19 protein-coding genes and 1 pseudogene are annotated in these 23716 nt (G+C 77.2%); 12 read left to right on the top strand and 8 right to left on the bottom strand.

What is annotated here, in order from left to right:
• Positions 1-34 precede the first annotated feature (34 nt).
• Positions 35-1156 carry a hypothetical protein gene (locus CP974_RS25580; protein WP_223844442.1) on the top strand — a complete coding sequence of 374 codons (1122 nt, stop codon included), beginning with the start codon at positions 35-37 and terminating at the stop codon, positions 1154-1156.
• Positions 1157-1259: 103 nt separating this feature from the next.
• Here the strand turns inward: CP974_RS25580 and CP974_RS25575 are convergent, their stop codons facing one another.
• Entirely contained in the window at positions 1260-2129 is an 870-nt protein-coding gene (locus CP974_RS25575; RefSeq protein WP_031135763.1) for a universal stress protein, read from the bottom strand.
• Positions 2130-2664: 535 nt separating this feature from the next.
• Between CP974_RS25575 and CP974_RS25570 the strand changes: the two genes are divergently transcribed.
• Positions 2665-3396: a hypothetical protein gene (locus CP974_RS25570; protein WP_031135761.1), complete on the top strand. Its 732-nt coding sequence runs from the start codon at positions 2665-2667 to the stop codon at positions 3394-3396.
• A gap of 196 nt (positions 3397-3592) precedes the next feature.
• The gene (locus CP974_RS25565) at positions 3593-4258 is read left to right on the top strand and encodes a DedA family protein (protein WP_031135759.1); all 666 of its coding nucleotides are present in this window, start codon (positions 3593-3595) and stop codon (positions 4256-4258) included.
• 135 nt (positions 4259-4393) lie between these two features.
• Here CP974_RS25565 and CP974_RS25560 read toward each other — a convergent pair whose 3' ends face one another.
• The 4 genes from CP974_RS25560 to CP974_RS25545 all read right to left on the bottom strand — a co-directional run bounded on the left by CP974_RS25560 (position 4394) and on the right by CP974_RS25545 (position 7994).
• Positions 4394-5860, bottom strand: coding sequence for an amino acid permease (locus tag CP974_RS25560; protein WP_078915856.1), 1467 nt, complete (start codon positions 5858-5860; stop codon positions 4394-4396).
• 150 nt (positions 5861-6010) lie between these two features.
• Positions 6011-6919, bottom strand: a complete 909-nt coding sequence (locus tag CP974_RS25555) for a rod shape-determining protein (protein WP_085921425.1) — start codon at positions 6917-6919, stop codon at positions 6011-6013.
• Positions 6916-7293: a TraR/DksA family transcriptional regulator gene (locus CP974_RS31030; protein WP_373276741.1), complete on the bottom strand. Its 378-nt coding sequence runs from the start codon at positions 7291-7293 to the stop codon at positions 6916-6918. Before CP974_RS31030 ends, CP974_RS25555 begins: the two co-directional genes overlap by 4 nt.
• 368 nt (positions 7294-7661) lie before the next feature.
• On the bottom strand, positions 7662-7994 hold the full coding sequence (locus CP974_RS25545; RefSeq protein WP_031136813.1) for a TraR/DksA family transcriptional regulator: 333 nt from the start codon (positions 7992-7994) through the stop codon (positions 7662-7664).
• A gap of 379 nt (positions 7995-8373) precedes the next feature.
• Here CP974_RS25545 and CP974_RS25540 point away from each other — a divergent pair, with 379 nt between their 5' ends.
• The 4 genes from CP974_RS25540 to secD all read left to right on the top strand — a co-directional run bounded on the left by CP974_RS25540 (position 8374) and on the right by secD (position 13155).
• The gene (locus CP974_RS25540) at positions 8374-9327 is read left to right on the top strand and encodes a HAMP domain-containing sensor histidine kinase (RefSeq protein ID WP_031136815.1); all 954 of its coding nucleotides are present in this window, start codon (positions 8374-8376) and stop codon (positions 9325-9327) included.
• Complete coding sequence (locus tag CP974_RS25535; protein ID WP_031136817.1) at positions 9324-9989, top strand: response regulator; 666 nt, start codon at positions 9324-9326, stop codon at positions 9987-9989. The genes CP974_RS25540 and CP974_RS25535 overlap by 4 nt, the downstream gene beginning before the upstream one ends.
• A gap of 37 nt (positions 9990-10026) precedes the next feature.
• A complete protein-coding gene (locus tag CP974_RS25530) occupies positions 10027-10755 on the top strand; it encodes a hypothetical protein (RefSeq protein WP_140160847.1) in 729 nt (242 codons plus the stop codon).
• 75 nt (positions 10756-10830) lie between these two features.
• Complete coding sequence (gene secD / locus CP974_RS25525; protein ID WP_078915928.1) at positions 10831-13155, top strand: protein translocase subunit SecD; 2325 nt, start codon at positions 10831-10833, stop codon at positions 13153-13155.
• 171 nt (positions 13156-13326) lie between these two features.
• Here secD and CP974_RS25520 read toward each other — a convergent pair whose 3' ends face one another.
• Both CP974_RS25520 and CP974_RS25515 read right to left on the bottom strand, forming a co-directional pair.
• Positions 13327-15429 carry a discoidin domain-containing protein gene (locus CP974_RS25520; protein ID WP_174887756.1) on the bottom strand — a complete coding sequence of 701 codons (2103 nt, stop codon included), beginning with the start codon at positions 15427-15429 and terminating at the stop codon, positions 13327-13329.
• Positions 15430-15585: 156 nt separating this feature from the next.
• A complete protein-coding gene (locus CP974_RS25515) occupies positions 15586-15978 on the bottom strand; it encodes a DUF2267 domain-containing protein (RefSeq protein ID WP_031136328.1) in 393 nt (130 codons plus the stop codon).
• 319 nt (positions 15979-16297) lie between these two features.
• Here CP974_RS25515 and CP974_RS25510 point away from each other — a divergent pair, with 319 nt between their 5' ends.
• Together CP974_RS25510 and CP974_RS25505 are read left to right on the top strand one after the other, a co-directional pair.
• A complete protein-coding gene (locus tag CP974_RS25510) occupies positions 16298-16717 on the top strand; it encodes an ATP-binding protein (protein ID WP_031136326.1) in 420 nt (139 codons plus the stop codon).
• A gap of 92 nt (positions 16718-16809) precedes the next feature.
• The gene (locus tag CP974_RS25505; protein ID WP_031136323.1) at positions 16810-17007 is read left to right on the top strand and encodes a hypothetical protein; all 198 of its coding nucleotides are present in this window, start codon (positions 16810-16812) and stop codon (positions 17005-17007) included.
• A gap of 121 nt (positions 17008-17128) precedes the next feature.
• Here the strand turns inward: CP974_RS25505 and CP974_RS25500 are convergent, their stop codons facing one another.
• Entirely contained in the window at positions 17129-18598 is a 1470-nt protein-coding gene (locus CP974_RS25500; protein ID WP_150485862.1) for a sigma factor-like helix-turn-helix DNA-binding protein, read from the bottom strand.
• Positions 18599-18886: 288 nt separating this feature from the next.
• On the opposite strand from CP974_RS25500, the gene bla reads away from it, so the two are divergent.
• From bla to CP974_RS25485, 3 genes and pseudogenes are all read left to right on the top strand, one after another.
• On the top strand, positions 18887-19840 hold the full coding sequence (gene bla / locus CP974_RS25495; RefSeq protein WP_051839961.1) for a class A beta-lactamase: 954 nt from the start codon (positions 18887-18889) through the stop codon (positions 19838-19840).
• Positions 19841-20164: 324 nt separating this feature from the next.
• Positions 20165-20866, top strand: a pseudogene (locus CP974_RS25490) (HAD family hydrolase); the annotation flags it as partial.
• Positions 20867-21237: 371 nt separating this feature from the next.
• Positions 21238-23619, top strand: coding sequence for a glycoside hydrolase family 65 protein (locus tag CP974_RS25485; protein WP_031136245.1), 2382 nt, complete (start codon positions 21238-21240; stop codon positions 23617-23619).
• Positions 23620-23716: the final 97 nt, after the last annotated feature.

The following is a 23716-nucleotide window of genomic DNA, read 5'->3' as shown; positions in this document are numbered from 1 at the left end:
CGGGTACGGGCCGTCGCGGGGGAAGGGGAGCGGTGTGAGCGGGGCAGGGGAACGGGACGGGGACGGGTCGCCGTCCGTGTCCGACGAGGAGTGGGAGCGCTTCCTCCAGGAGTCGGTGGCGGGTGCGGCCGGGGCCCCCGAGGAGCCGTCGGCGAACGCCCGCGAGGCGGCGGCGCGGGAGCGGCACCGCCCGCCGCAAGGCCGGCGCCCCCGCCCGCCGGCCCGCGCCCGCCGCGGCACGGGCCGGTACGTCGCCGGGCTGGCGGTGGCCGCCGCCCTCCTGGCGGCGGCGCTCTTCCCGCGGCAGCTCCTCGACTGGGCGGGGGCGGCCTGGCAGGGCGGGACGCGGCCGGCCGCCGAGGAGGCCCCGCGGGACGCGCCCCGCACCGGCCCGGACCTGCGCCCCACCGTGGCCGACCCCTTCCGGGGCTCGCCCGCCGCCGGCTGGGCCGGCGGAACGGCCGGGATCACGGTCCCGGAGGCGAGGGCGACCGGCTGGATGGACGCCGGCCAGGTCGGGCAGGCGCTGCTGCGCAGCCGGGACTTCATGGCGGCCGCCGGACTCGACCCCCGCGTGCTGCGCGGCGAGCGGCCCGAGAAGGCCGTCGCCCTGCTGAACCCGCACCAGAAGGACGTGCGGGAGTACCTCCGCGCCGCCCTCTCGCCGGCGGCGCCCACGCCGAAGACCGACCCGCTGCTGCTGTTCAGCCGCTTCCGGCCGGACCAGGCCCGGCTGGCCGGCGACGTGGTCAGGACCCGGGGACAGCTCACCTACCGGGAGGGGAAGCGCGGGGCGGTCGAGGTGACCGCGGACGTCACCTTCGTCTACCCGGTCACCCCGGCGGCGGCCGACGCGGGAGCGGACGCCGAGGTGGTCCGCACGATCGTGCGGCGCCAGGTGGTGCTGAGCTGGGACGATCCGGCCAAGGTCGTCACGGAGCCGGGCACGGCCTCCCTCGTCTCGTACGCGCTGCACGTGACCAACGGCGGCTGCTCCGGCCCCACCGGCTACTTCGTGCCGCCCTTCGGCACGGCCGGCGACGGGCCCGCCGACCCGGCCGACCGCATCGACCCGTACGACCGCGGCGAGCCCCTCGACACGGGCGACGGGACGAGCGCCGCGGACGGAGGCTGCGCGACCGCCGTCCGCTCCTGAGCCCCACCCGCCGCCGTTCCGAGAGCCGCCGGGAACGACGGCGCGCCCCCGGTCGCGAACGTCGGCCGATGGCCGCGACGGAGGGCGCGCGGGTCGTGCGGGTTCAGTCGTGGGGGACCACGGCCACGGGGGCGGTGGCGTGGTGCAGGACGGCGTGGGTGACCGAGCCGAGGCGCCGCACGCCCTCGCCCCGGCCGCGGCGTCCGACGGCCAGGAGGTGCGCACTGCCGCCGAGGGACAGCAGGATCTCGGAGGCGGAGCCGAACTCGCAGTGCTCGACGACCTCCACCTGCGGATAGGCGTCGCGCCACGGCTTCAGGATGTCGGTCAGGACGCCCTTGCTGACCTCCTCCAGCGCACTCGACTGGTCGGCCGCGTAGAGGGAGGCGGGACTCCAGCCCACGGAGGCGGGGAGGTTCCAGACGTGGACGGCGCGCAGGGGCACCCCGCGCGCGGCGGCGGCGGAGAAGGCGAAGTCCAGCACGGCGTCGCTGCCCGCTCCGGGCTCCTGGACACCGGCCACCACCTCGGCGGGGGCCGGCAGCGCCTCGGGCCGGTCGCCCGCCCGCACCATGACGACGGGCCCCTCCGCCTGGCGGAGCACGTGCAGCGAGACGGAGCCGAGCAGGTAGCCGGTGAGCGTGCCGTGCCCGCGCGAGCCCAGTACCAGCGTGCCGGAGCGCCCGGTCTCGGCGACGAGCGAGGGCACCGGGTCGCCGTCCAGCACCTCCGCGGTGACGTCCAGACCGGGGTGCGACGCCCGGACGCGTGCCTCCGCCTCGGCCAGCGTCCGCCGTACCCAGTCCTCCTCGACCCGGCGGTCCACGCCGTGCGTCACGTCCACGGGGCGCCAGGTCCAGGCGTGCACGAGCCTCAGACGCGCTCCCCGGCGCTCCGCCTCGTCCGCCGCCCAGTCCACTGCCGCGAGTGCGGGGGCCGTCCCGTCCACGCCCGCGGTGATGGTGCCCGTCATGTCGCCTCCCGTTGCCTCGACGTGCGGCTCGGTCGCCGCTGTCGCGATGATGCGTCAAAGATCGCGGTCCCGCGGTCCGGACGCCAGGGCCGTTCGGCCGTACCGCGACCCCATCCGTCCCGGTCCGTGCGTCGCGGGTCGCGGCGCCGGAGGTCCGCACACCAGGGTCCGCGGGTCCCGGCCCGCACGTCCCGGCCCGCGGGTCCCTGCCCGCACGCCCGGGTCCGCACGCCAGGGTCCGCACGCCCGGGTCCGCGGGTCCCGTGCCCCGCGTCCCGCGGCCGGACGGCGTCCCGTCCGGGCGGAGCCACGGCGCCCGGCCGGGTGCTCCCCGGCTGGTCGGGGAACGTGTATCCCGGGAAGGGCGCCGTCATGCGCGTGCCTCGCCGGCCGGTCCCGCCGGGCCGACGGCGGCTCGCACGAGGTGTGTTCGCGCGGGGAGGGCCGCGGCATCCGGGACCATGGGAGGGGGCGCCCCGAGGGGAGCCCCGACGCAGCGCGCCGCAGCACACGCTCCACGCGACGAGGAGGGCCCATGAAGGCCGCCGGAGAAGGACGGCACGAACTGGACGCGGTCAGCGTCCTCAACGCGAAGAGGACGCTCCACCACCTGCTCGAAGCGGCGGGCATCTCGTCCGACGAGACGGAGGAACTGCTCGAACTCGTCGAGGCGGGCGCCGTCGCCCTCGCGCACCAGGAGGTCGAGCAGCTCGTGGGAGAGGCTCCGGAGCGGAAGGGCGAGGCCTACGGGGCCGGGTGGCTCGACGGCGCCCGGACCGTCGCCGAGGCCGTGGGCGACCTCGCCGAGCGGGCCCTGCGGCAGGCCGTCGCCGGCCGGGCCGCGACGGCCCCGGACGCCCGACCGCCCGTCAGGAGGATGGAGGTGGCGCGGGCCAAGGCCGCGGCCGTGCCGCTCTACCTCTCCTTCACCCCGGCCTCCGACCTCGACCCGGAGGTGACGGACCAGGTCCTCACCGCCGTCCTCGGCACCATGGGCGCCATGCGGCGGGCGGCGTACGCGGGGCGGCTGACCGAGTTCGCGACGGCCCAGCACGTACGGCTGGAGCGGCTGTACGCCGAGTACGGGCCGGGCAGCAGCATCGCGATCCACGGCCGGTACTCCCTCGTCCACTCCCCCACCAGCGTCGCCGTGCTGGAACGGCTCGCCGCCGCACCGGAGGCGCTGCGCGAGGAGTGGGACGCCGCCGAGCTGCCGCCCGCGTGGCTGGACGGGCTCACGGCCGCCTGGGGCGCGCCCGCGGACTGACCGGGCGCCCGGCCGTCCCCCGCGGACGTGGGCACGGCTCCGGCCCGCGGGGCCTCCGGGTTACGATTCCGCACGGGCCGGGTACCGGGGATGGCGTCCGGCCGGGCGGTCGTGACCAGGCCGTCGTCGACCAGTGCCTTCCCACCGTGGAGGCGCCGGGCCGGCCACGTGGCGGCACCGCGCAGCGGGAGAACACATGTACATCGCGTCCTCACCGGCACCGCAGACCCCGGCGGACGGGGTCACCGGGTGGGCGGTGGGTCTCGTGGAGGATTTCGGCGGCCCGGGCGCCGGGCTGGCCATCGCGCTGGAGAACCTCTTCCCGCCGCTGCCGAGCGAGGTGATCCTGCCCCTCACCGGGGTCGCCGCCGGGCAGGGGGCGCTCTCGCTGGCCTCGGCACTGTCCTGGACGACGCTGGGCTCCGTCGTCGGCGCGGTGGCCCTCTACTGGCTCGGCCGCGTCTTCGGGCGGGAGCGGATGCACGCCCTGTGGGGGAGGCTGCCGCTGGTGAAGGCGTCCGACCTGGAGCGGACGGAGGCGTGGTTCCTGCGCCACGGCACCAAGGCGGTGCTCCTCGGCCGCATGGTGCCGGTGTTCCGCAGCCTCATCTCCGTCCCCGCGGGGGTGGAGCGCATGTCGCCGACCGTCTTCGTCGCGCTGACCTCGGTCGGCAGCCTGGCGTGGAACTCCGTCCTGGTGCTGGCCGGCTACTGGCTGGGCGACCAGTGGGACACCGTGCAGACGTACGTCGGGTTCGTCTCCAAGGCCGTGGTGGTGGCCGCCGCCGTCGCGCTCGCCGCGTACATCACCGTACGGGTCCGCTCCCGCGGCACCGCGGGCCGCCACCGCCGCACGCGCTGATCTCCGGCCCCGCGGCCGCGCCCGGCCGGGTCCGCTTCCTGGGCGCCGGCATCCGGTTCGACGCCGACGAGCCGCGGCCGCAGGGGCCTCACCGGGCCCGCCCCGGCGCGGCACGCCGCGGCGGGGCGGGCCCGGTCAGCTTCCGGCCGGGGGCCGGTCGTGCGAGGCGAGGGCCGACCTGCGGTACGAGTAGCCGAAGTAGACGACGAGGCCGATCAGGAACCACACCGCGAACCGCAGCCACGTCTCCACCCGCAGGTAGGTGATGAGCCAGAGCGAGGCCGCGACGCCGATCGCCGGGGTGAACGGCATGAACGGGGCGCGGAAGGAGCGCGGCAGGTCGGGGCGGCGGTAGCGCAGCACGATGACGGCCGAGCAGACGACCGCGAAGGCGAGCAGGATGCCGATGTTGGTCAGCTCCGCCGCCTCCCCGATCGGCATGAACCCCGCGATGACCGCCGACACGCCGCCGGCGATCCACGTGACCCGGGTCGGGACGTGCCGGGTCGGGTGGGTCTTGGCGAACCAGCGCGGCAGCAGCCCGTCGCGGCTCATGCTGAACCACACACGGGTGACTCCCAGCATGAACGTGAACATGACCGTGAGGATCCCGACGATCGCGCCGACGGCCACGATGTCCGCGACCACGCCGAGCCCCACCGACTTGAAGGCCGTCGAGAAGCCGCTCTCCGGGTCGATCTCGGTGTACTTCTGCATGCCCGTCAGCGCCAGGCAGGCCAGCACGTACAGCACCATGGCGATGGCGAGCGAGTAGACGATCGCCTTGGGCATGTGCCGCTGCGCGTCCTTGGACTCCTCGGCGGCGGTGCTCATCGCGTCGTACCCGAAGACGGCGAAGAAGACCGTCGCCGCGCCGGTGAAGGCGCCGCCGAGGCCGTACGGGAAGAACGGGGTGTAGTTCTCGCTCTTGACGTGGAAGAAGCCGACCACGATCACCAGCAGCACCACGAGGACCTTGAACACCACGACCGCGGTCTCGAAGCGGGCGGCGTTGCGGATCCCGAGGGTGAGCAGGTACGCGATGAAGAGGCAGAGCAGCGCCGCGAAGAGGTCCACGCGGTGGCCCTCGCCCGTGCCGGGGGCGCCCAGCATCCACGCGGGCAGGGACAGGCCGGTCTCGGTCAGGAGGAAGTTGAAGTAGCCGGAGATGCCGATGGCGACGACCGCGACGATCGCCGTGTACTCCAGCAGCAGGTCCCAGCCGATGAACCAGCCCACCAACTCGCCCAGGACCGCGTACCCGTAGGTGTAGGCCGACCCGGCCTTCGGGATGAGCCCGGCGAACTCGGCGTACGAGAAGGCGGCGGCGGCGCTGGCGACCCCCGCGATGAGGAACGACACCAGCACGGCGGGCCCGGCCGTACCGTTGGCGACCGTGCCCGCGAGGGTGAAGATCCCCGCGCCGATGATGCCGCCGACGCCGATCGCGGTGAGCTGCCACAGGCCGAGCGTGCGGGCGAGCCGCTCGCCGGGGCCGCCCTCCGGCTCCTCGATCGCCTCGATCGGCTTCTTGCGCAGCACGCCCTGTCCGGCGCCCCGTGCCGCGCCCTGTCCACCCTGTCCCATCCGGAGCCTGGCCATGAACCGTCCTCTCCGTCGCGGCTGACGGGGGCTCATGATGGCCGAACACCCGGTCGGACGGAAGAAGCCGCACCGCCACGTGTGCGCCGGAAGCGGCCGGTTCGCGGGAACCGCCCCGCCGGCCCGGCCGGATGCGCGCCCCGGTGGCCCTCAGGGCTCCGGGACGTCCGGGATGTCCGAGGCGTTCAGGACGTGCGGGGCGTTCAGGGCGTCCGGGGCGTCCGGTGCGTCCGGTGCGTGCAGGGCGTCCGGGGTGTCCGGTGTGTTCCGGGCGTCCGGTACGAGGGTGGTGGCGGCGCCGCGCACGGCCGCGGTGTGCGGGGCGGGCGCCGCCCGCACCGGTGCGCGCAGCCGCGCCCCGAGGCCGGCGGCGGTCTCGGGGCGCAGGGCCCCGCCGCCGGTGAGGAGGATGCCGCGGCGCAGCGCCTCGGCGCTCCGCGGTGTGCGGTCGGCGCGGAACATGTCCGTGACCATGTCCGCGGCGGCGTCGGCCAGGTCGTCCGGGGTGGTGCCGGCGTCGAGGTCCGCGGTGCCGAGAAGGGCGCGGTACGCGTTGACGACGGCGCCGCCGGTGAGGAGGGCGACCTCCGTGAGGTGGGCGCCCACGTCGACGACGAGGAGCGGCCCGGAGAGGTCGGCGGCCGCCCCCAGCGCCGCGGCCCGCGCGGCCGGGACGGTCAGGACGCGGCGGGGCCGCAGCACCCGCAGGGCGGTGAGCGCGGCGGCCCGGTGCTCCACGCCGCCCAGCACCGGTACGGCGAGCACGATGAGCGGCCGGGCGCCGGGCGGGATGCGGTGGCCGAGCAGCCGGTGCAGCATCCGGGCGGCGCCCTCCGGGTCGACGACGGCGCCGCGCCGCACCGGGTACGACACGCCGCCGCCGGCCGGGAAGGCGACCGTCGGCACGTCCAGGACGGCGCCCCGGCCGGGCGCCCACACGCGGGTGCGGGCGCTGCCCAGCTCCACGGCGAGCCCCGGACCGGGACGGCGCGCGCCCGCCGCGGCGGGGCGGGGGCGCGGGGCGGGGCCGGACCGCGCGGCCGGGCGGCAGCCGCTCACCGGAGCGCCTCCCGGACCCGGTGGCAGCGGCCGCAGTAGCGGGCCTGGGGCACGATGGTCAGCCGCCGCAGCTCGATGGGGTGGCGGCACAGCTCACAGGTGCCGTAGCCGCCCCGGTCCATGCGCTCCAGGGCGGCCTCCACGTCGTGGAGCACCATGCGCGCGGAAGCGGTCAGCTCCGCCTGCACCTCCCGCCGCGCGGCGGCCCCGTCCCAGGGCGCCCCTCCCCCGGGCCCGGCCGTCTCCGGGGCGGGGTGCGCGGCCCGCCCCGCGGGGACGGGCCCGGGGGCCTCGCGGGTGAGCGCCGGACCGGCGGTCCCCGGTCCCGGATCGGCGGCGGGAACGGGGGCCCCGTGGACGGCGGCCTCCGGCACGGGGACGGGGGCGACGCCGTCGACGGCGGCCTCCGGTACGGGGGCGGGGGCCTCCGGTACGGGGGCGGGGGCGACGTCCGGGACGGCGGCCTCCGGCGCGGGGGCGCGGCCGGTCATCCGGGCCAGCTGCTCCAGGCGGAAGCGGCGCTGCTCCTGGAGGCTGCGCCGGAGGGCGGCGAGGTCCTGGGCGGTCAGGCCCGCGTCGGCGCGGGCGGTCCGGTTGCTCACGGGTCACCACTCCACAGGGTGCACGGTGCGGGCGGAACACGAAGGACCCGGCGCGCGCCGGGCCGGGGCCGGCACGCCGGCCGGGCGGGCCCACGGGCCCGGTGGGGCAAGCCGCCGGGCGTGCCGGCCGGCCCCGGTGGTCAGGTGGCGCTGCTGCGGCAGCCGACGCAGTGCCGGGTGTACGGCAGGATCTCCAGGCGCTCGGCCGGGATGGCGCCGCCGCAGCCCTGGCAGCTGCCGTACGTGCCGGCGGCGAGGCGTTCGAACGCCGCGTCGATCTCCTTCAGCACGCCCCGGGTGGAGGCGCGCTGGCTCGCGAGGAGGTCGTCGGACGCCTGCTGCCCGACCCCGGCCGCCTCGATGGCCTTGAGCTGGGTGAGCCGCGACTCGCGTTCGTGTTCGAGGCGCTGGCGGGCCTCGTGGTCCGTCAGCCGGCCGGGGGCTGCCCCGGAAGCGGCGCTGCCGAGCGTCATGGCGTACTCCTCCTGTGGGAAGGGGGTCGGGAACACAGGGGCCGCACGGCGTCGCCCGGCTCTCCGGGCCGCCGGGCGGCTGATCCCCCACCATCGCCGTTCGGCCCGCTCCGGGCCATGGGTCGCCGCACCCATTTCCGGTGGGGCGCGTGATGCAGGAAGGCGCGGGTCCGTGGCACCTCCGTGGGGGCGGTTGGGTGCCGGGCCCCATCGACGGCGGGGCGCGGGAGGGGCAGGCTGGGCGGAATGCCCGCGGCGGCCCGGCGGGACGGGCGGGGCGGCCGGGACGGGAGCGGGGCCGCCCGGTGGGCGGTGACGGGTCCGGGTCGCCGAGGATAGTGGTGGCAGCTGTGGGGTTGATCGGAAGGTTCTGTGCGCCGTGTCCTTGTTCTGGCGGATTTTCGGGCTCAACGCCGTGGTGCTGGGTGCGGCCACGGCGCTGCTGCTGTGGGCCCCGGTGACCGTGTCGGTACCGGTGCTGCTGACGGAGGCGGTGATCCTCGTCGCCGGGCTCGGTGTGATGCTCGTCGCCAACGCCGCGCTGCTGCGGGTGGGCCTCGCCCCGCTGGAGCGCCTGACCCGCGAGATGGCGACCGTGGACCTGCTGCGGCCCGGCCAGCGGCTGCCCGTGCCGGGACACGGCGGGGTGGCGGAGCTGATCCGCACGTTCAACGACATGCTGGACCGGCTGGAGGCGGAGCGGGCGACGAGCAGCGCCCGCGCCCTGGACGCGCAGGAGTCGGAGCGGCGCCGGGTGGCGCAGGAACTGCACGACGAGGTGGGCCAGAGCATGACGGCGGTGCTGCTCGGGCTGAAGCGGGCCGCGGACCGGGCGCCGGAGCCGCTGCGGGCGGAGCTCCAGCAGGCGCAGGAGATCACCCGGTCGAGCCTGGACGAGGTGCGGCGGCTCGCCCGCCGGCTGCGCCCCGGCGTGCTGGAGGACCTCGGCCTGGCCAGCGCGCTGATGTCGCTCGCCGACGACTTCGCGACCCACACGGGGCTGACCGTCCGGCGCCGTCTGGACGGGGACCTGCCGCCGCTGGACCGGCAGACCGAGCTGGTGCTGTACCGGGTCGCGCAGGAGGGGCTCACCAACGCCGCCCGGCACGCCGACGCCGCCCGCGTCGATCTGGGACTGCGCCGGACGCCGGACGGTGTGGTGCTGTCCGTGGAGGACGACGGCCGGGGCGTGGGCGTCGCGCCGGAGGGGGCCGGCATCCGGGGCATGCGGGAGCGCGCGCTGCTGGCCGGTGCGACGCTCGAGGTCACACGCGGCCGCCTGGGCGGCGCCCTCGTCACCCTGTCCGTACCGATCGCCGGGAAGGCCCAGTGAACCAGCCCCAGAACCACCCCGTCCGCATCCTGCTCGCCGACGACCACGCGCTGGTCCGGCGGGGCGTCCGGCTCATCCTGGACGGCGAGCCCGACCTGGAGGTCGTCGCCGAGGCCGGGGACGGCGCCGAGGCCGTCGCCCTGGCCCGCGAGCACCCCGTCGACCTGGCCGTCCTGGACGTGGCGATGCCCCGGATGACCGGGCTCCAGGCGGCGCGGGAGCTGTCCGCCCGCCACCCGTCGACGCGGATCCTGATGCTGAGCATGTACGACAACGAGCAGTACTTCTTCCAGTCCCTCAAGGCCGGGGCCTGCGGGTACGTGCTCAAGTCGGTCGCCGACCGGGACCTGGTGGCCGCCTGCCGGGCGGCGATGCGGGGCGAGCCGTTCCTGTACCCGGGCGCCGTGACGGCCCTGGTCCGCGACTACCTGGATCGGGCCCGGCACGGCGAGGAGCCTCCCGACCGGGTGCTCACCGCCCGCGAGGAGGAGATCCTGAAACTCGTCGCCGAGGGGCACTCTTCCAAGGACATCGCTGACATGCTGGTGATCAGCGTGAAGACGGTGCAGCGGCACCGGGCGAACGTGCTGCAGAAACTGGGGCTGCGCGACCGCCTCCAGCTCACCCGGTACGCGATCCGGGCGGGGCTGATCGAGCCCTGACGGGCGGGGCGGGCCGCGGCACGGGCGGGGACGGGACATGACGGTACGACGGGAGAGGGAGGGGGAGGGCATGCCGCACGACGACGGCACGCGGCACGCCGTGCGCGGCACGGCGGGCGGTCCGCGGGCCGCGCGTACGCGGCGCGGCGGGCGGCCCGTGCCGCCCGCCGCCGGCCCCGGTGCCGGTCGCTCCGGTGCCGGTGCCGGTCCCCGGCGTACGCCCGCCGCCGGCCTCCGCACGGCGCGGGCCGCCTCGGGGGCGGCCCGCGCGCTCGCCTCCGCCTCCGGTACCGCCGGGGCGGTCGCCGCGGCGGTGGCCGCCGTCCTCCTGGCCGTGCTCGGGGTCCTCGCCCCCGCCGCCCACGCCGCTCCCGTGCCCGTCGCGTCCCCGACCGGGACCGGGCCCGGGGGCGCGGGCCGGGCGGGGCACCCGGACGGGCCGGACCACGGGGGCGGTGCCGCCGAGGGGGACGCCCCGCGCGGGGGTGCCTCCGGCGACCGGGACGCCCCGCGCGGGGGCGCCCCCGCCGGGGAGGCCGCCGACGCGTGTGCGACGGCCTGCTCGTCCGCCCCGCGCCCGTACGCCGACGTCTCGCGCACCCGTCTCGTCCCGCCGCCCACCGGCGCGGCCCTGCCCCCGCCGCCCCCCGCACCCGACCCGCCCGCCGTCCGGCCGGCCGCGCCCGCGCCGAGCCGCGACGCGGCGCACGTCCACCGGCCCACGCGCCGCACCGGGCGCGCCCCTCCCCCGCCTCCAGCCCCCTGACCGTCCCGTCATCCGCCCGCGCGCCGCCCCACGCGGCCGCGGCGTCCGCCTGCTGGAGGCCCCTTGACCCGCGCCATGCGGGTGCGAGCCCTGCTCGCACTCGCCATCGTCGCCCTGTCCGTGTACATCGCCGTGACCGTCCCCGCCCGCCTGGGCCTCGACCTGCGCGGTGGCACGCAGATCGTGCTGGAGACCCGCGACTCGCCCACCGCCACCGCCGACGCGAAGGCCACCGACCGCACCGTGGAGGTGCTGCGCCGCCGTATCGACGCGCTCGGCGTGACCGAGCCCGTCCTCACCCGCTCCGGCGACCGCCGGATCATCGTCGAGCTGCCCGGGGTCCAGGACCCGCGCGCGGCGGCCGACGTGCTGGGCCGCACCGCCCAGCTCACCTTCCACCCCGTGCTGGGCATGGCGCAGGACGCTCCGCCCGCCACGCCGGAGCAGGGCCCCAAGCCCAGCCCGACCCCGTCCCCGTCCGGTGAGACGGTCCTCGCCGACGAGGACGGCACCCGGCTGCGCCTCGGGCCCTCGAAGATGACCGGTGCCGACGTCTCCGAGGCACAGGCCGTGATCGACACGCAGAACGCCCTGGGCTGGTACGTGGACGTCGAGTTCAAGGACAAGGGCGCCGACGGGTGGGCGCGGCTCACGGGCAAGGCGGCGTGCTCCGCGCCCGGCGACCCGGCCCGGCGCGTCGCGATCGTCCTGGACGACAAGGTCATCTCGTCGCCGCAGGTGGACGAGTCGATCGGCTGCGACACCGGCATCGTCGGCGGCTCGACGCGCATCACCGGCGGCTTCTCCGCCGACGAGGCGCGCGAGCTGGCCCTGCTGATCAACGGCGGCGCGCTCCCCGTCCCGGTGGAGACGGTCGAGCAGCGGACGGTCGGCCCGACGCTCGGCGCGGAGGCGATCCGCAGCAGCGCCCTGGCCGCCGTCATCGGCACCGCCCTGACGGGCCTGTTCATCATCGCCGTGTACCGGCTCCTGGGCGGCCTGGCCGTGCTGGCGCTGGCCTCCTACGGCGTCATCTCGTACGCGGCGCTGGCGGCGCTCGGCGCGACGCTGACCCTGCCGGGTCTGGCCGGGTTCGTGCTGGCCATCGGCATGGCCGTCGACGCGAACGTGCTGGTCTTCGAACGGGCGCGGGAGGAGTACGCGCAGCGCGGCACGGCCCGCAAGAGCCTGCGGTCGGCGCTGACCGCAGGATTCCGGCACGCCCTGAGCGCCATCGCCGACTCCAACATCACCACCCTCATCGCGGCGGTGCTGCTCTTCCTGCTGGCCTCGGGCCCGGTGCGGGGCTTCGGCGTGACGCTGGGCATCGGCGTCCTCGCGTCGATGGTGAGCGCCCTGGTCGTCACCCGCGCGCTGGCGGACTTCGCGGTGGCGCGCAAGGCGGTGCGGCGGCGCCCGCTCTGGTCGGGCATCGGGAGCACCGGCGCCGTGCGGGCCCGGCTGCTGCGCCGCGACCCCGACCTGATGGGGCGCAGCCGCCGCTGGCTCACCGTCTCGGCGGTGGCCGTGCTGCTGGCCGTCTCCGGGATCTTCGTCAGGGGGCTGGACCTCGGGGTGGAGTTCACCGGCGGGCGGCTCGTGGAGTACTCCACGTCGTCGCCGGTGGACGCGGACCGGGCGCGCGACGCGCTGGCCGACGCCGGGTTCCCGCGCGCCGTGGTGCAGACGTCCGGGGAGGGCGGTCTGACCGTCCGCACGGACCGGATGTCGAACGACGAGGCGGCGCGGATCGGCGAGACGGTCTCCGAGCTCGTCGGCGGCGGGGCGGAGAAGGTCCGTGACGAGCTGATCGGGCCGAGCCTCGGCGCCGAGCTGCGCAAGGGCGCCCTCATCGCGCTCGCGGTGGCGGTGGGCGCCCAGCTTCTCTACCTGGCGGTGCGGTTCCGGTGGCAGCTCGGCGCGGCGGCCGTCGTGGCGATGGTCCACGACGCGGCGATCCTGGTCGGCGTGTTCGCGTGGCTGGGCAAGCCCGTCGACGGGGTGTTCCTGGCGGCGCTGCTGACGGTGATCGGCTACTCGGTGAACGACTCCGTGGTCGTCTTCGACCGGGTGCGGGAACTGACCGGGGCCACGGGGGCGCGCGGGAAGTCGATCGCGCGGCTGACCAACACGGCGCTGCTCCAGACCGTGCCGCGCACCCTGAACACGGGCATGGGCGCGGTGTTCATCCTGGCCGCGCTGGCGGTGCTGGGCGGGGGTTCGCTGACGGACTTCGCCCTGGCCCTGCTGATCGGCATCGTCGTCGGCACGTACTCGTCGATGCTGACGGCGGCGCCGCTGGCGGTGGTCCTCCAGGAGCGCGGCGGGCGGCGTCCCCGCAACGGGACCGGGCGCCCGGCGCGGCGGCCGGTCCGGGAGGAGGAGCCGAGCCGCGCCTGAGTCCCGGCGGGCGGCCGGTCCGGCTGACGCCGGGCGGGCCGCCCGCCGCGGGGCGGCCGACGCGGAGAGCCGGCGCCGCGGGGGCGGCCGGGGCGGACCGCCCCGGGCGGGCCGCCCGGAACGGGGGCCCGGCGCGGACCGCCCGGCCCGGCTCCGGCCGCGTCCCGCCGCTCAGCCGCCCCCGCCGTGGACGCCGACCTCGCGCAGCGAGTACCCCCAGCGGGTGGCGCGCTCCACCCCGTGGACGCGGACGTACCGCGCCTGCGTCGCGGCGAAGCGGGCCGTGTCCAGGCCGCCGTCGCCGGACGCCGTGGACCAGGTGGTGCGCCAGGTGCGCCCGTCGGCGGACACCTCCACCCGGTACGCCTTCGCGTACGCGTCCTCCCAGTCGAGGGTGACCCGCTCCACGGTGCGCGGGGCGCCCAGGTCGACGCGGAGCCACTGGTCGTCGCTCCACTCGCTGGCCCAGCGGGTGCGGGTGTCGCCGTCGACGGCCTTGCCGGGGCCGTGGCCGGCGAACGGGTCCCACCACTCGCTGGAGCTGGCCGCCGCCGGGGCGCCGGCCGCCAGGTTCGCGGCCGGTTCGTGGCGCTGGGAGGCGGCCCAGGTGCGCAGGTACGACTCGGCGCCGAGGAGCAGGTCGTCGACGACGTCCTGGCCGCCGGTGACCCGGACGTCCTCCAGCCAGTCGGGGACGAGCCCGTGGTGGGCGGCGCCGTCCGTGTTGACGTCCCAGGTGCGCTCACCGGTGGTCTGCCGGTCGACGAGGGAGCCGCCGTCGGCCGTGCGGAACGGGTACCGCACCGGATCCGGGGCGTCGGCGCCGCGCGGCGCGGGCCAGCCGCCGACGCCGTTCATGTCGGTGCCGTACCCGTACCCGACGCCGTACCGGGCGCGCAGCGCGTCCGTGCGCCGGGCCTCGGCGGTGAACTGCGCGGAGCCGTGCATGTACTGGGCGATGAAGCCGCCCAGGCGGTAGACGCGCTCGGTCCACTCGGCGTCCATCCAGCTGTGCGAGGACAGCACGCCCGGATACGCCTCGGACTCCAGGATGTCGAGGGCGCGGCCGGCCGCCTTGACGCTCATGTGGTCGATCTCCAGCATCATGCCGCGGCGCATCATGCCGCGTACCGCGTACGCGCCGAGGTCGGTGAGGCCGCGGGTGTTGCAGCGGGCGCCCTCCGCGTACGCGGGCACGGTGACGCCGGGCGGCAGCTTCGCCTCGGCGCCGGGGGCGGAGGCGCCGCCGATCGGGTTGTCGTGCTGGGGGCCCGTGCACGGCTCCGTCCTCCAGAACGTGCCGGTGGACAGGAACTGGCCGACGTTGACGGCGGTGCCGAGCGCGCCGGAGTCGAAGCGGACACCGCACAGGGCGTTGTCGAACTTGTGGCAGAGGAACATGCTGCGCACGCCGAGCCGGTGCAGTTCGTCCAGGCCCCGGTCGATGTCCTCGCGGTCGCACCGGGCCACGTCCAGGACCTGCTTGCAGCCGAACGGCTCGGACGTCTCCACGCCGAGCACGACGGCGAGCCTACCCTGCCGGACCACCTCGCGGGCCTGGGCGCTGTCGGTGACGATCCGGAACCAGCCCTTGCCGGGCCCGCCGTACATGCGGTCCACGTACTCCTGCATCTCGTACGTCCTGCGGGCCTGGAGGCGGATGGACTCCATCTCGTCGCAGCCGCGGTCCTTGAAGAAGTAGACCGAGCAGATGACGCCGTTGGTGACGAGGTCGTTGACGAGGACGCGCTGCCCGCCGCGCCAGGCGCGCTCGATCCAGGCGTAGTAGTTCTGCTGGTGGGTGAGGGAGTCGTGGGCGGGCCAGTCGGCGAAGGTGGGCCAGCCGTCCGGGTCGTGCCTGCCGTCGCCGCCCCTGGTGATGAAGTCGAAGAGCGCCAGGGAGCCGTCGGGGTAGTGCTCGGGACAGTCCTCGAGGGCGTCGGCGACGCCGCGTTCGGAGAAGGGCTTCCCGCAGATCAGGCGCCCGCCGAACGCCTCGTTGGACATGATGTGGTTGTGGGCGTCCACGAAGCCGCGCACCCGGCCCTGGGCGTCGGTGCCCCCGAAGGGCTCGCCGGTGACGCCGACCGCCGAGTCGGGGGCGGGCCGCGCCACGGGCTCCCACCAGGCGGGCCGGGCTCCGGTGGGCGGGGTGCCGGCGCCGGACGGGGCCGCGGGGCCGAGGGCCAGGGCCGTCGCCGCGACGAGAAGCGACAGCAGCGCGAGGAGGCCGCGCCGGGAGGCGTGGCGGGAGGCGTGCGAGGGTCGGGGCATGGGCGCACCGCCAGAGTCGTCATGAGCCCGTCACATGGGTCCGACGAGGATCGGGGCGGCGCGCGGAACAGTCAAGGGGCGTGCGGGGAGAGGCGGTTGGGCGCGCCGGAAGCGGGGGCGGGCCGGCCGCCGGACCGACGCGGGCGCGCCGGTGCGTCAGTCGGGTGAGGCGGCCATGCCGAAGAGCGCGGCGTAGCCGTCGGGGAGCCGCCCGACGATCCGGTCCAGCTCCTCGCCGGGCACCATCTCGGCCAGCGTGGTCAGGACGGCGGTCGCGTCCCACTCGGCGGTACGAGGACGCGGTCCGGTGCGCATCCCGACGCGCCGCTGGAACTCCTCGATACCGAAGCCCTCGGCCGGGCGGTCGCCGTCGGGGGCGAGCAGCTCGCCGAGGCCGCTCGGCAGCAGCCGGGCCAGGTCGGCCGCCTCGCCGGGCGCGACGCGGTGGCCGAGCACCCCCAGCACCGCACGGGTGATGTGCGCGGCCTCTTCCTGGTCGTAGTACTCGCCCCGCTCACGCACCCGCGTGAGGAACTCGTCGTACCGCATCGGTCGTGCCTTCCTGCCGTACGGCTCCCGCAGAGCCACCCACGTCACGGTAGGGCGGGGCGGGGCGCGGCGCACTCCGCGGCCGCCGGGAGCGGCGGTGGGCGCGGGGATGGGCGCGGGGATGGGCGCGGGGCCGGGAGCGGGGCCGGGCGCGGGGCCGGGCGGCACCGGCGTACGGCGGCGGAAGGCGCCACCGGCACCGCCCCGGCGCCCCCGCCCGCCCCGGAGACCGCGCCGGAACCGGCACGGGGGGCATCGGCGGCGCCGTCCTGGGCACCCGTCCGGCGGACAGCAATCGGGTGACGCTCAGGAGGAGACCGTGGCCACCGGCCCGCCCGCGCACGACGGCGCCGACGACCTGGAGACCCGCTTCACCGGGGCGCTGGAGGACGTGACCGCCGCCAGGCTGGTCACCGACCGCTACCTGGACGCCCTGGAGCGCGCCGCCCGGCCCAGCGAGCCGGACCGGCGCGACGACGTGCTGCTCGTCGTGACCGAGCTGGCGGGCAACGCCGTCCAGTACGCGCCGGGGCCGTTCTCCCTGCGGCTGCGGCGCACGTTCGACGGGGTCCACGTCGTCGTACGGGACAGCAACCCGCGCCCGCCGGTCCCGCGCCCCTGGTCGCCGGCCGACAACACCGGGGCGGTGGGCTGGTACCTGGTGAACGCGCTCGCCACGCAGGTGAACGTGGAGACCCGGCCCGAGGGCAAGGACGTCCACGTCTTCCTGCCGTGGTGAGCGCCTCACCCGGACGGACCGGCAGCGGCGGCGGGCGGGCCAAGGCCGTGCTGGGGTGGAGTCAAGCGTCGTCCACCGCACGGAGATCCGCCATGTACGAAATGCGCGTCGGTACGGCCGCCACCGGTACGGGCCTGGTCTGGCACGTCGTCGGCCAGGACCGGTCCTCCGCCCTCTGCGGACAGCCGCTCCGGGAGGTGGGCGACGAGACGGACCGGCACTGCCTGTCCTGCATGTCCGCCTTCCAGGAGCTGATGCAGCAGCCGGGCCGCTCCCTGACCCAGACCTGACGGCCCGCCCGCCCCGGCGCTCGGCCGCCGGGGCCCGGTTCACGCCGCGGGCACGTCCGCTTCCCCACCCGCCCCGCCGCACCCCGGGCCGGGTGCGCCGCGGCCTGCGCGGCGCACCCGGTCACGGGCTCGGCGGGGCGGACGGGCCGCCGCCGGGCGGGGCGGACGTGCCGCGCCCCGGCGCACCGTCGTCGCTGACGCTCCCGTACGGGGCCGGTGCGGGCTCCGGGGACGGGGACCGCGGGGTGACCGCCGAGAAGACGACCGCGCCGGCGAGAAGGGCCGTGAGCCCGAACACGGTGCCGGTCAGGGCGCGCAGCCGGCGCTCACTGCCGGTGCGCACCGAGCGGGCCAGCGGCAGCGTCGCCGTGGACACCGCGCCCGCCAGGGCGCTCAGCCGCTCCCGCGCCTCCTCCGGGCCGACCGGTTCGGGGAGCCGCTCCAGGAGGGCGGCCCGTGCGTGCTCCAGGCGGCTGGTCGTGGCCGGAACGGTCGCGGCGGCCTCCGCGGCGGCCTCGTCGACGGTCAGGCCGACGCCGTCGCAGAGCAGCACGGTGCGGCGGTACAGCGGCGGCAGCTCCAGCAGAGCGCGGTGCACCGGGTCGGCGGGCGGCCCCCCGGGGCGCCGGGGCCGGCGGAACCACCGCCAGGGGGCGAGCGCGTGCTCGAAGGCGCGCGACCGGACCCAGCCGACCGGGTCCGGGTCGTGGAAGACCTCGGGCCAGTGCTCCCACGCCCGCTGGAAGGCGTGCTCGACGGAGTCGAAGGCGTCCCCGCGGCGGCCGGTGAGCAGGTACACCTGGTGGATCAGGGCGGGCGCCGCCCGCTCGTAGAGCGCGTCGAACTCCACCCGACCCCTGCCGACGGCGGGCACGGGGGCCGCGCCACCGCCGGGCCCGGCGGCCGTCGCGCCGGCGGACGGGGCCGCGTCGCCGCCGGGCCCGGCGGCGTCCGGACCGGTGGCCGTGGGCGCCTCACCGCCGGACCCGGGGGCGGCGGACCCGGTGGGCAGGGGCACCTCGGCGGTGGTCTCCGCGTCCACCGGGTCGGCACCGGCCGGCCCGGCGTCCGCCGACCGGGGGGCGGTGTCCTCCGGCGGCCGGGTGGCGGTGGTGGGGCCCGTGCCCGGCTCGGGGGCCCCGGACGCGTCGGCGGCGGGTTCGGCGGGCGCGGGGGCGACGGATGCGGGTCCACCGGGCGCGTCGACGGGCGCGGGGGCGACGGATGCGGGTCCACCGGGCGCGTCAACGGGCGCGGGGGCGACGGATGCGGGTCCACCGGGCGCGTCAACGGGCGCGGGGGCGACGGATGCGGGTCCACCGGGCGCGTCAACGGGCGCGGGGGCGACGGATGCGGGTCCACCGGGCGCGTCGACGGGCGCGTCCGCGCCGGGCTCCGCGGAGGCGGGCTCCTCGGCGGGCCCGGCCGCCGCGGGCTCGGTCGAGGGCCGGGGGTCCGCGGGCGCGGGCGCCTGCGCGGACCGCTCGTCGGCTGGCGTGTCGGGGCCGGGCTCGGCGGCGGGGGTCGGGGGGACGGCCCCGGACGGCCGGGACCGGGAGGGCGGGGACTGAGCGGTGGTGCGTTGGCTCATCGAGTCGGCGACCCACTCCGTACGAAAAAGCGCAGAGGCGCGTCTTGGCGTGACATAGACATGATTGGCGCAGTGTGCCACGGCTTGGCCACTGCTGGCAGAAACGTTACTGCCGACCACTGTCAAGGACGGCCTCCGCCCCCCGCACGGCGTGGCGCGGGCCGGTTCGGCTGCGCCGCGGCCACCGGTGGAGGGGCGGCTGCCCCCACGCACGGGACGGCCGGGGGCGGTTTTCGGCCGACCGAGTGACAGATGAAACCGGTGGGACGGGAGGGACCGTCGTCGTGGATGTCGTCCTGCCGTAGGGAGAAGGGGTCCATCGTGGATCGCACCACCGCACGTCCGAACCGCCGAGCCGTCCTCGCCACAGGGGTGGGGGCCGCGCTGGCGGCCACCGCGGCAGCGGCGGGCCCCGCGCACGCCGCTCCGGGGCGGGGCGCCCGCGTCGAGGGGCGCCTGCGGGCGCTGGAGCGCACGCACGACGCGCGGCTCGGCGCGTTCGCGTACGACACGGGCACGGGGCGGACGGTGGCGTACCGCGCGGACGAGCGCTTCCCGATCGCGTCGATGTTCAAGACGATCGCCGTCGCCGCCGTGCTGCGCGACCTGGACCGGGACGGCGAGGTCCTCGCCCGGCGCGTCCACTACACGGCGGACTACGTGAAGCGGTCGGGCTACTCCCCCGTCACCGGGCTGCCGGAGAACGTGGCGAACGGCATGACCGTCGCCGAGCTGTGCGAGGCGACGCTGACCCGCAGCGACAACACGGCGGCCAACCTGCTCCTGCGCGATCTGGGCGGCCCGACCGCGGTGACCCGTTTCTGCCGCTCCGTCGGCGACCACGTCACCCGGCTGGACCGCTGGGAGCCCGAGCTGAACTCGGCCGAGCCCGGGAGGGTCACCGACACCACGTCGCCGCGCGCCATCGGCCGCACGTACGGGCGGCTGATCCTCGGCGACCTGCTGGCGGCGCACGACCGGGAGCGGCTGACGCGGTGGATGCTGGACAACCGGACGAGTGACGAGCGGTTCCGCAAGGGCCTGCCCGCGGACTGGCTGCTGGCGGACAAGACGGGCGGCGGCGACTACGGCACCAACAACGACGCGGGGGTCGCCTGGCCGCCCGGACGCCCGCCGGTCGTGCTGGCCGTCCAGACGACCCGGTTCACCCCGGACGCCGAGGCCGACAACGTCCTCGTCGCGGAGGCGGCACGCCTCCTGGCGGAGGCGATGACCGACTGAGGCGGCTGACCGGTCCGGCCTGCCCGTCCCGGCCGGCCCCCGACCGTCGCGCGCAGGCGCGGGCGCGGGTGGGTGCGGCCCCACGGGGGGCGCGCGCGGCCCCGTGGGGCTCGTGGCCGGCGGGCAGGACAGGACCGGGCCGCGCGGCCGCGGGCGTGCGGGCGGCGCGGCGCGGGAGGGGTGTGCCCCTCATGGCCCTGTCCGGCCGTCCCTCCCGGCCGGACGGGGCCATGATGGGCGGTGGAGCCCGTTCCTCGCGCCCGTACCGCGTGACCCCGGGGCCCTGGGGCACGCGGGCGGGCGACGACGCTAGGAGACGCCGCCATGACCCCAGGCACGGCCCGCAGCCCGGTGGTTCCCGCGCTGCGGTCCGCGCGTGCCGTCGTCTTCGACACGGACGGGGTGCTCACCGACTCGGCGCGGGTCCACGCGGCGGCGTGGAAGGAGGCGTTCGACGCCTGGCTGGCCGCCCTGCCGCGGGACACCGCGACCAGTGGTGCCGCCGACGGCGCCGGCGCGGCCTCCCGGCGGCCGTTCGACGCGGCGGAGGACTACCGCCGGTACGTGGACGGGCGCTCCCGGCTGGACGGGGCCGCCGCCTTCCTCGCCGCGCGGGGCCTGCCCGCCGACCGGGCCGCCGTGGCGGCGGTCGCCGCCGACAAGGAGCGCCGCTTCACCGAGCGGCTGCGGGACCGCCCCGTGGCCGCCTACCCCGGTTCGGTGCGTCTGCTGCGCGCCCTGCGCGGGGCGGGGGTGCCGATGGCCGCCGCCTCGGCGTCCCGGCACGCCCGCGAGGTGCTGGCGGGCGCCGGGCTGCTCGACCTGTTCGACGCGCTGGTGGACGGGGTGGAGGCCGCCCGGCTGGGGCTGCCCGGGAAACCGCACCCGGCGCTGTTCCTGGAGGCGGCGCGGCGGCTCGGCATCCCGCCCGGGCGGTGCGCCCTGGTGGAGGACGCCCTGGCGGGGGTGGAGGCGGGGCGGCGCGGCGGCTTCGGGCTGGTGGTCGGCGTGGACCGCGCGGCCGGAACCGGCGCGGCCGGAACCGGCGCGGGCGGGAGCGGCGCGGGCGGGAGCGGCGCGGGCGGGAGCGGCGCGGGCGGGAGCGGCGCGGGCGGGAGCGGCGCGGGCGGGAGCGGCGCGGGCGGGAGCGGCGCGGGCGGGAGCGGCGCGGGCGGCGCCCCGGAGGGCGGCGCGGACACGGCCACCGGGCCAGGGGCGGCGGGCGCCACGGACGCGGCGGCCGGCACAGGAACCGGGTCCGGCGCCCGGTCCGGGGCCGGGGCGCCGACGCGGGCCGGGGAGGATACGCCCACCGCGGGGGCGCTGCGGCGGCACGGCGCGGACCTCGTCGTGGCGGACCTCGCCGAGCTGCTCGCCGGGCGGGAGGGAGAGCCGTCATGAGGGACTGGACGTGGGAGTTCGAGGGGTACGCGCCGGAGCGCGAGTCGCTGCGCGAGTCCCTGTGCACCCTGGCGAACGGCTACTTCTCGACGCGCGGCGCGCTGCCCGAGTGCGCCGCGGACGGCACGCACTACCCGGGGACGTACGTCGCCGGCTGCTACGACCGGCTCGTCTCGGAGGTGGCCGGGCGGCAGGTCGAGAACGAGGACCTGGTGAACCTGCCGAACTGGCTGCCGGTGCGCTACCGGGTGGCCGACGGCGCCGAGCCGGGTCCGTGGCTGGAGCCCGCGCACGAGTTCCTCACCGACCACGTGGTCTCCCTCGACGTGCGCGGCGGCGTGCTGGAGCGGCGCAGCCGGTACGAGGACGACGACGGGCGGCGCCTGGCGGTGCGGCAGCTCCGGCTGGTCCACATGGGCGACCCGCACGTGGCGGCGCTGCGCACCGAGTTCACCGCCGAGAACTGGTCGGGGGCGCTGGAGGTGGAGGCCGCGCTGGACGGCGCGGTCGCCAACACGGGTGTGGCCCGGTACCGGCAGCTCGCGTCGCGGCACCTGGAGGACCTGAAGACCGGCGAGACCGCGGACGGCCGGGTGTGGCTGAGCTGCCGTACGGTCTCGTCCGAGGTGCGGATCGGGCTGGCCGCGCGGACGACGGCACCCGCGGACGCCGATGTGGTGCACGCGGAGGGCCGGGTGACGCAGCGGTACCTGCTGACGCTGCAACCGGGCGCGCCGGTCGTGGTGGACAAGGTGGTGGCGCTGCACACCTCGCGGGACCGGGCGATCTCCGACCCGCTGCACGCGGCGGTGGACCGGGTGGGCCGGGCGGACGGCTTCGGGCGGCTGGTGGCGACGCACCGGGCGGCGTGGCAGCAGCTGTGGCGGCGCGGCGAGCTGGAGGTGCCGGAGCAGGCGGGCCGGATCCTGCGGCTGCACCTGTTCCACGTGCTGCAGACGCTGTCGCCGCACACCGCCGACCTGGACGTGGGCGTGCCGGCGCGCGGGCTGCACGGGGAGGCGTACCGGGGCCATGTGTTCTGGGACGAGCTGTTCGTGCTGCCGTATCTGAACCTGCACTTCCCCGAGGTGTCGCGGGCCCTGCTGGCCTACCGCCACCGGCGGCTCGGGCGGGCGCGGGCGGCGGCGCGGGACGCGGGCCGCGCGGGGGCGATGTACCCCTGGCAGAGCGGCAGCGACGGCCGGGAGGAGGCGCAGCGGGTGCACCTCAACCCCCGGTCGGGGCACTGGCTGCCGGACCACTCGCACCTCCAGCACCATGTGGGCTCGGCCATCGCGTACAACGTGTGGCGGTACTGGGAGGCGACCGGCGACGACGAGTTCCTGCACACCAAGGGCGCCGAGACGCTGCTGGAGATCGCCCGGTTCTGGGCGGACTCGGCGCAGTACGACGAGGCGCTGGACCGGTACCGGATCCGCGGGGTGATGGGGCCCGACGAGTACCACGACGCGTATCCGGGGGCGGCGGCGCCCGGCCTGGACGACAACGCGTACACGAACGTGACGGCGGCCTGGGTGCTGGCGCGGGCGCTGCAGCTCATGGCGGAGCTGCCGGAGCCGCGGCGGCGGGAGCTGGAGGAGCGGATCGGGCTGCACCACGGCGAGACGGCGCTGTGGGAGGAGGTGTCGCGGCGGCTGTACGTGCCGTTCCACGACGGGGTGATCAGCCAGTTCCACGGCTACGGGGAGCTGGAGGAGCTGGACTGGGAGGGGCTGCGGCACAAGTACGGGGACATCCGGCGGCTGGACCGCATCCTGGAGGCGGAGGGCGACACGGTCAACCGCTACCAGGCGTCCAAGCAGGCGGACGTGCTGATGCTCGGCTACCTGTTCCAGCCGGCGGAGCTGCGGGGCCTGCTGCGGCGGCTGGGGCACGTGCTGGACGACGACACATGGTGGCGGACCGTCGACTACTACCTGCGGCGCACCAGCCACGGCTCGACGCTGAGCGTGCTGGTGCACGGGTGGGTGCTGGCGCGGGTGCGGAGGGCGGGCGCCTGGGAGTTCTGCCAGGAGGCGCTGGAGGCGGACATCGCCGACGTGCACGGCGGGACGACCGGTGAGGGCATCCACCTGGGCGCCATGGCGGGCACCCTGGACCTGGTGCAGCGGGGGCTGACGGGCCTGGAGACGCGGGGCGGCACACTGCGGCTGGACCCGGTGCGGCTGCCGGAGCTGTCGGAGTACGCGTTCACGCTGCGGTTCCACGGGCACTGGGGGGTGCGGCTGCGGATGACGCCGGACAGCCTGCACGTGGCGGTGCCGGAGTCGGGCGTCGCGCCGATCGACATCGCGCTGCCGGGGACGGCGGTGTCCATCGAGCCGGGCCGCTCGGTACGGCTGCCGCTGCCGGAGTAGGCGCCGCCGGGGCGCGGGCCGCCGGGCTCCCGGCCCCTCCGGACCGGGCGGTGCCGGCGCGTCCGGCCCCCGGGCGCGCCGGCCCCCGGGCGCCTCG

This window comes from Streptomyces fradiae ATCC 10745 = DSM 40063, assembly GCF_008704425.1.
GTDB lineage: Bacteria > Actinomycetota > Actinomycetes > Streptomycetales > Streptomycetaceae > Streptomyces > Streptomyces fradiae.
This window is presented reverse-complemented; position numbering and strand designations above follow the sequence as displayed.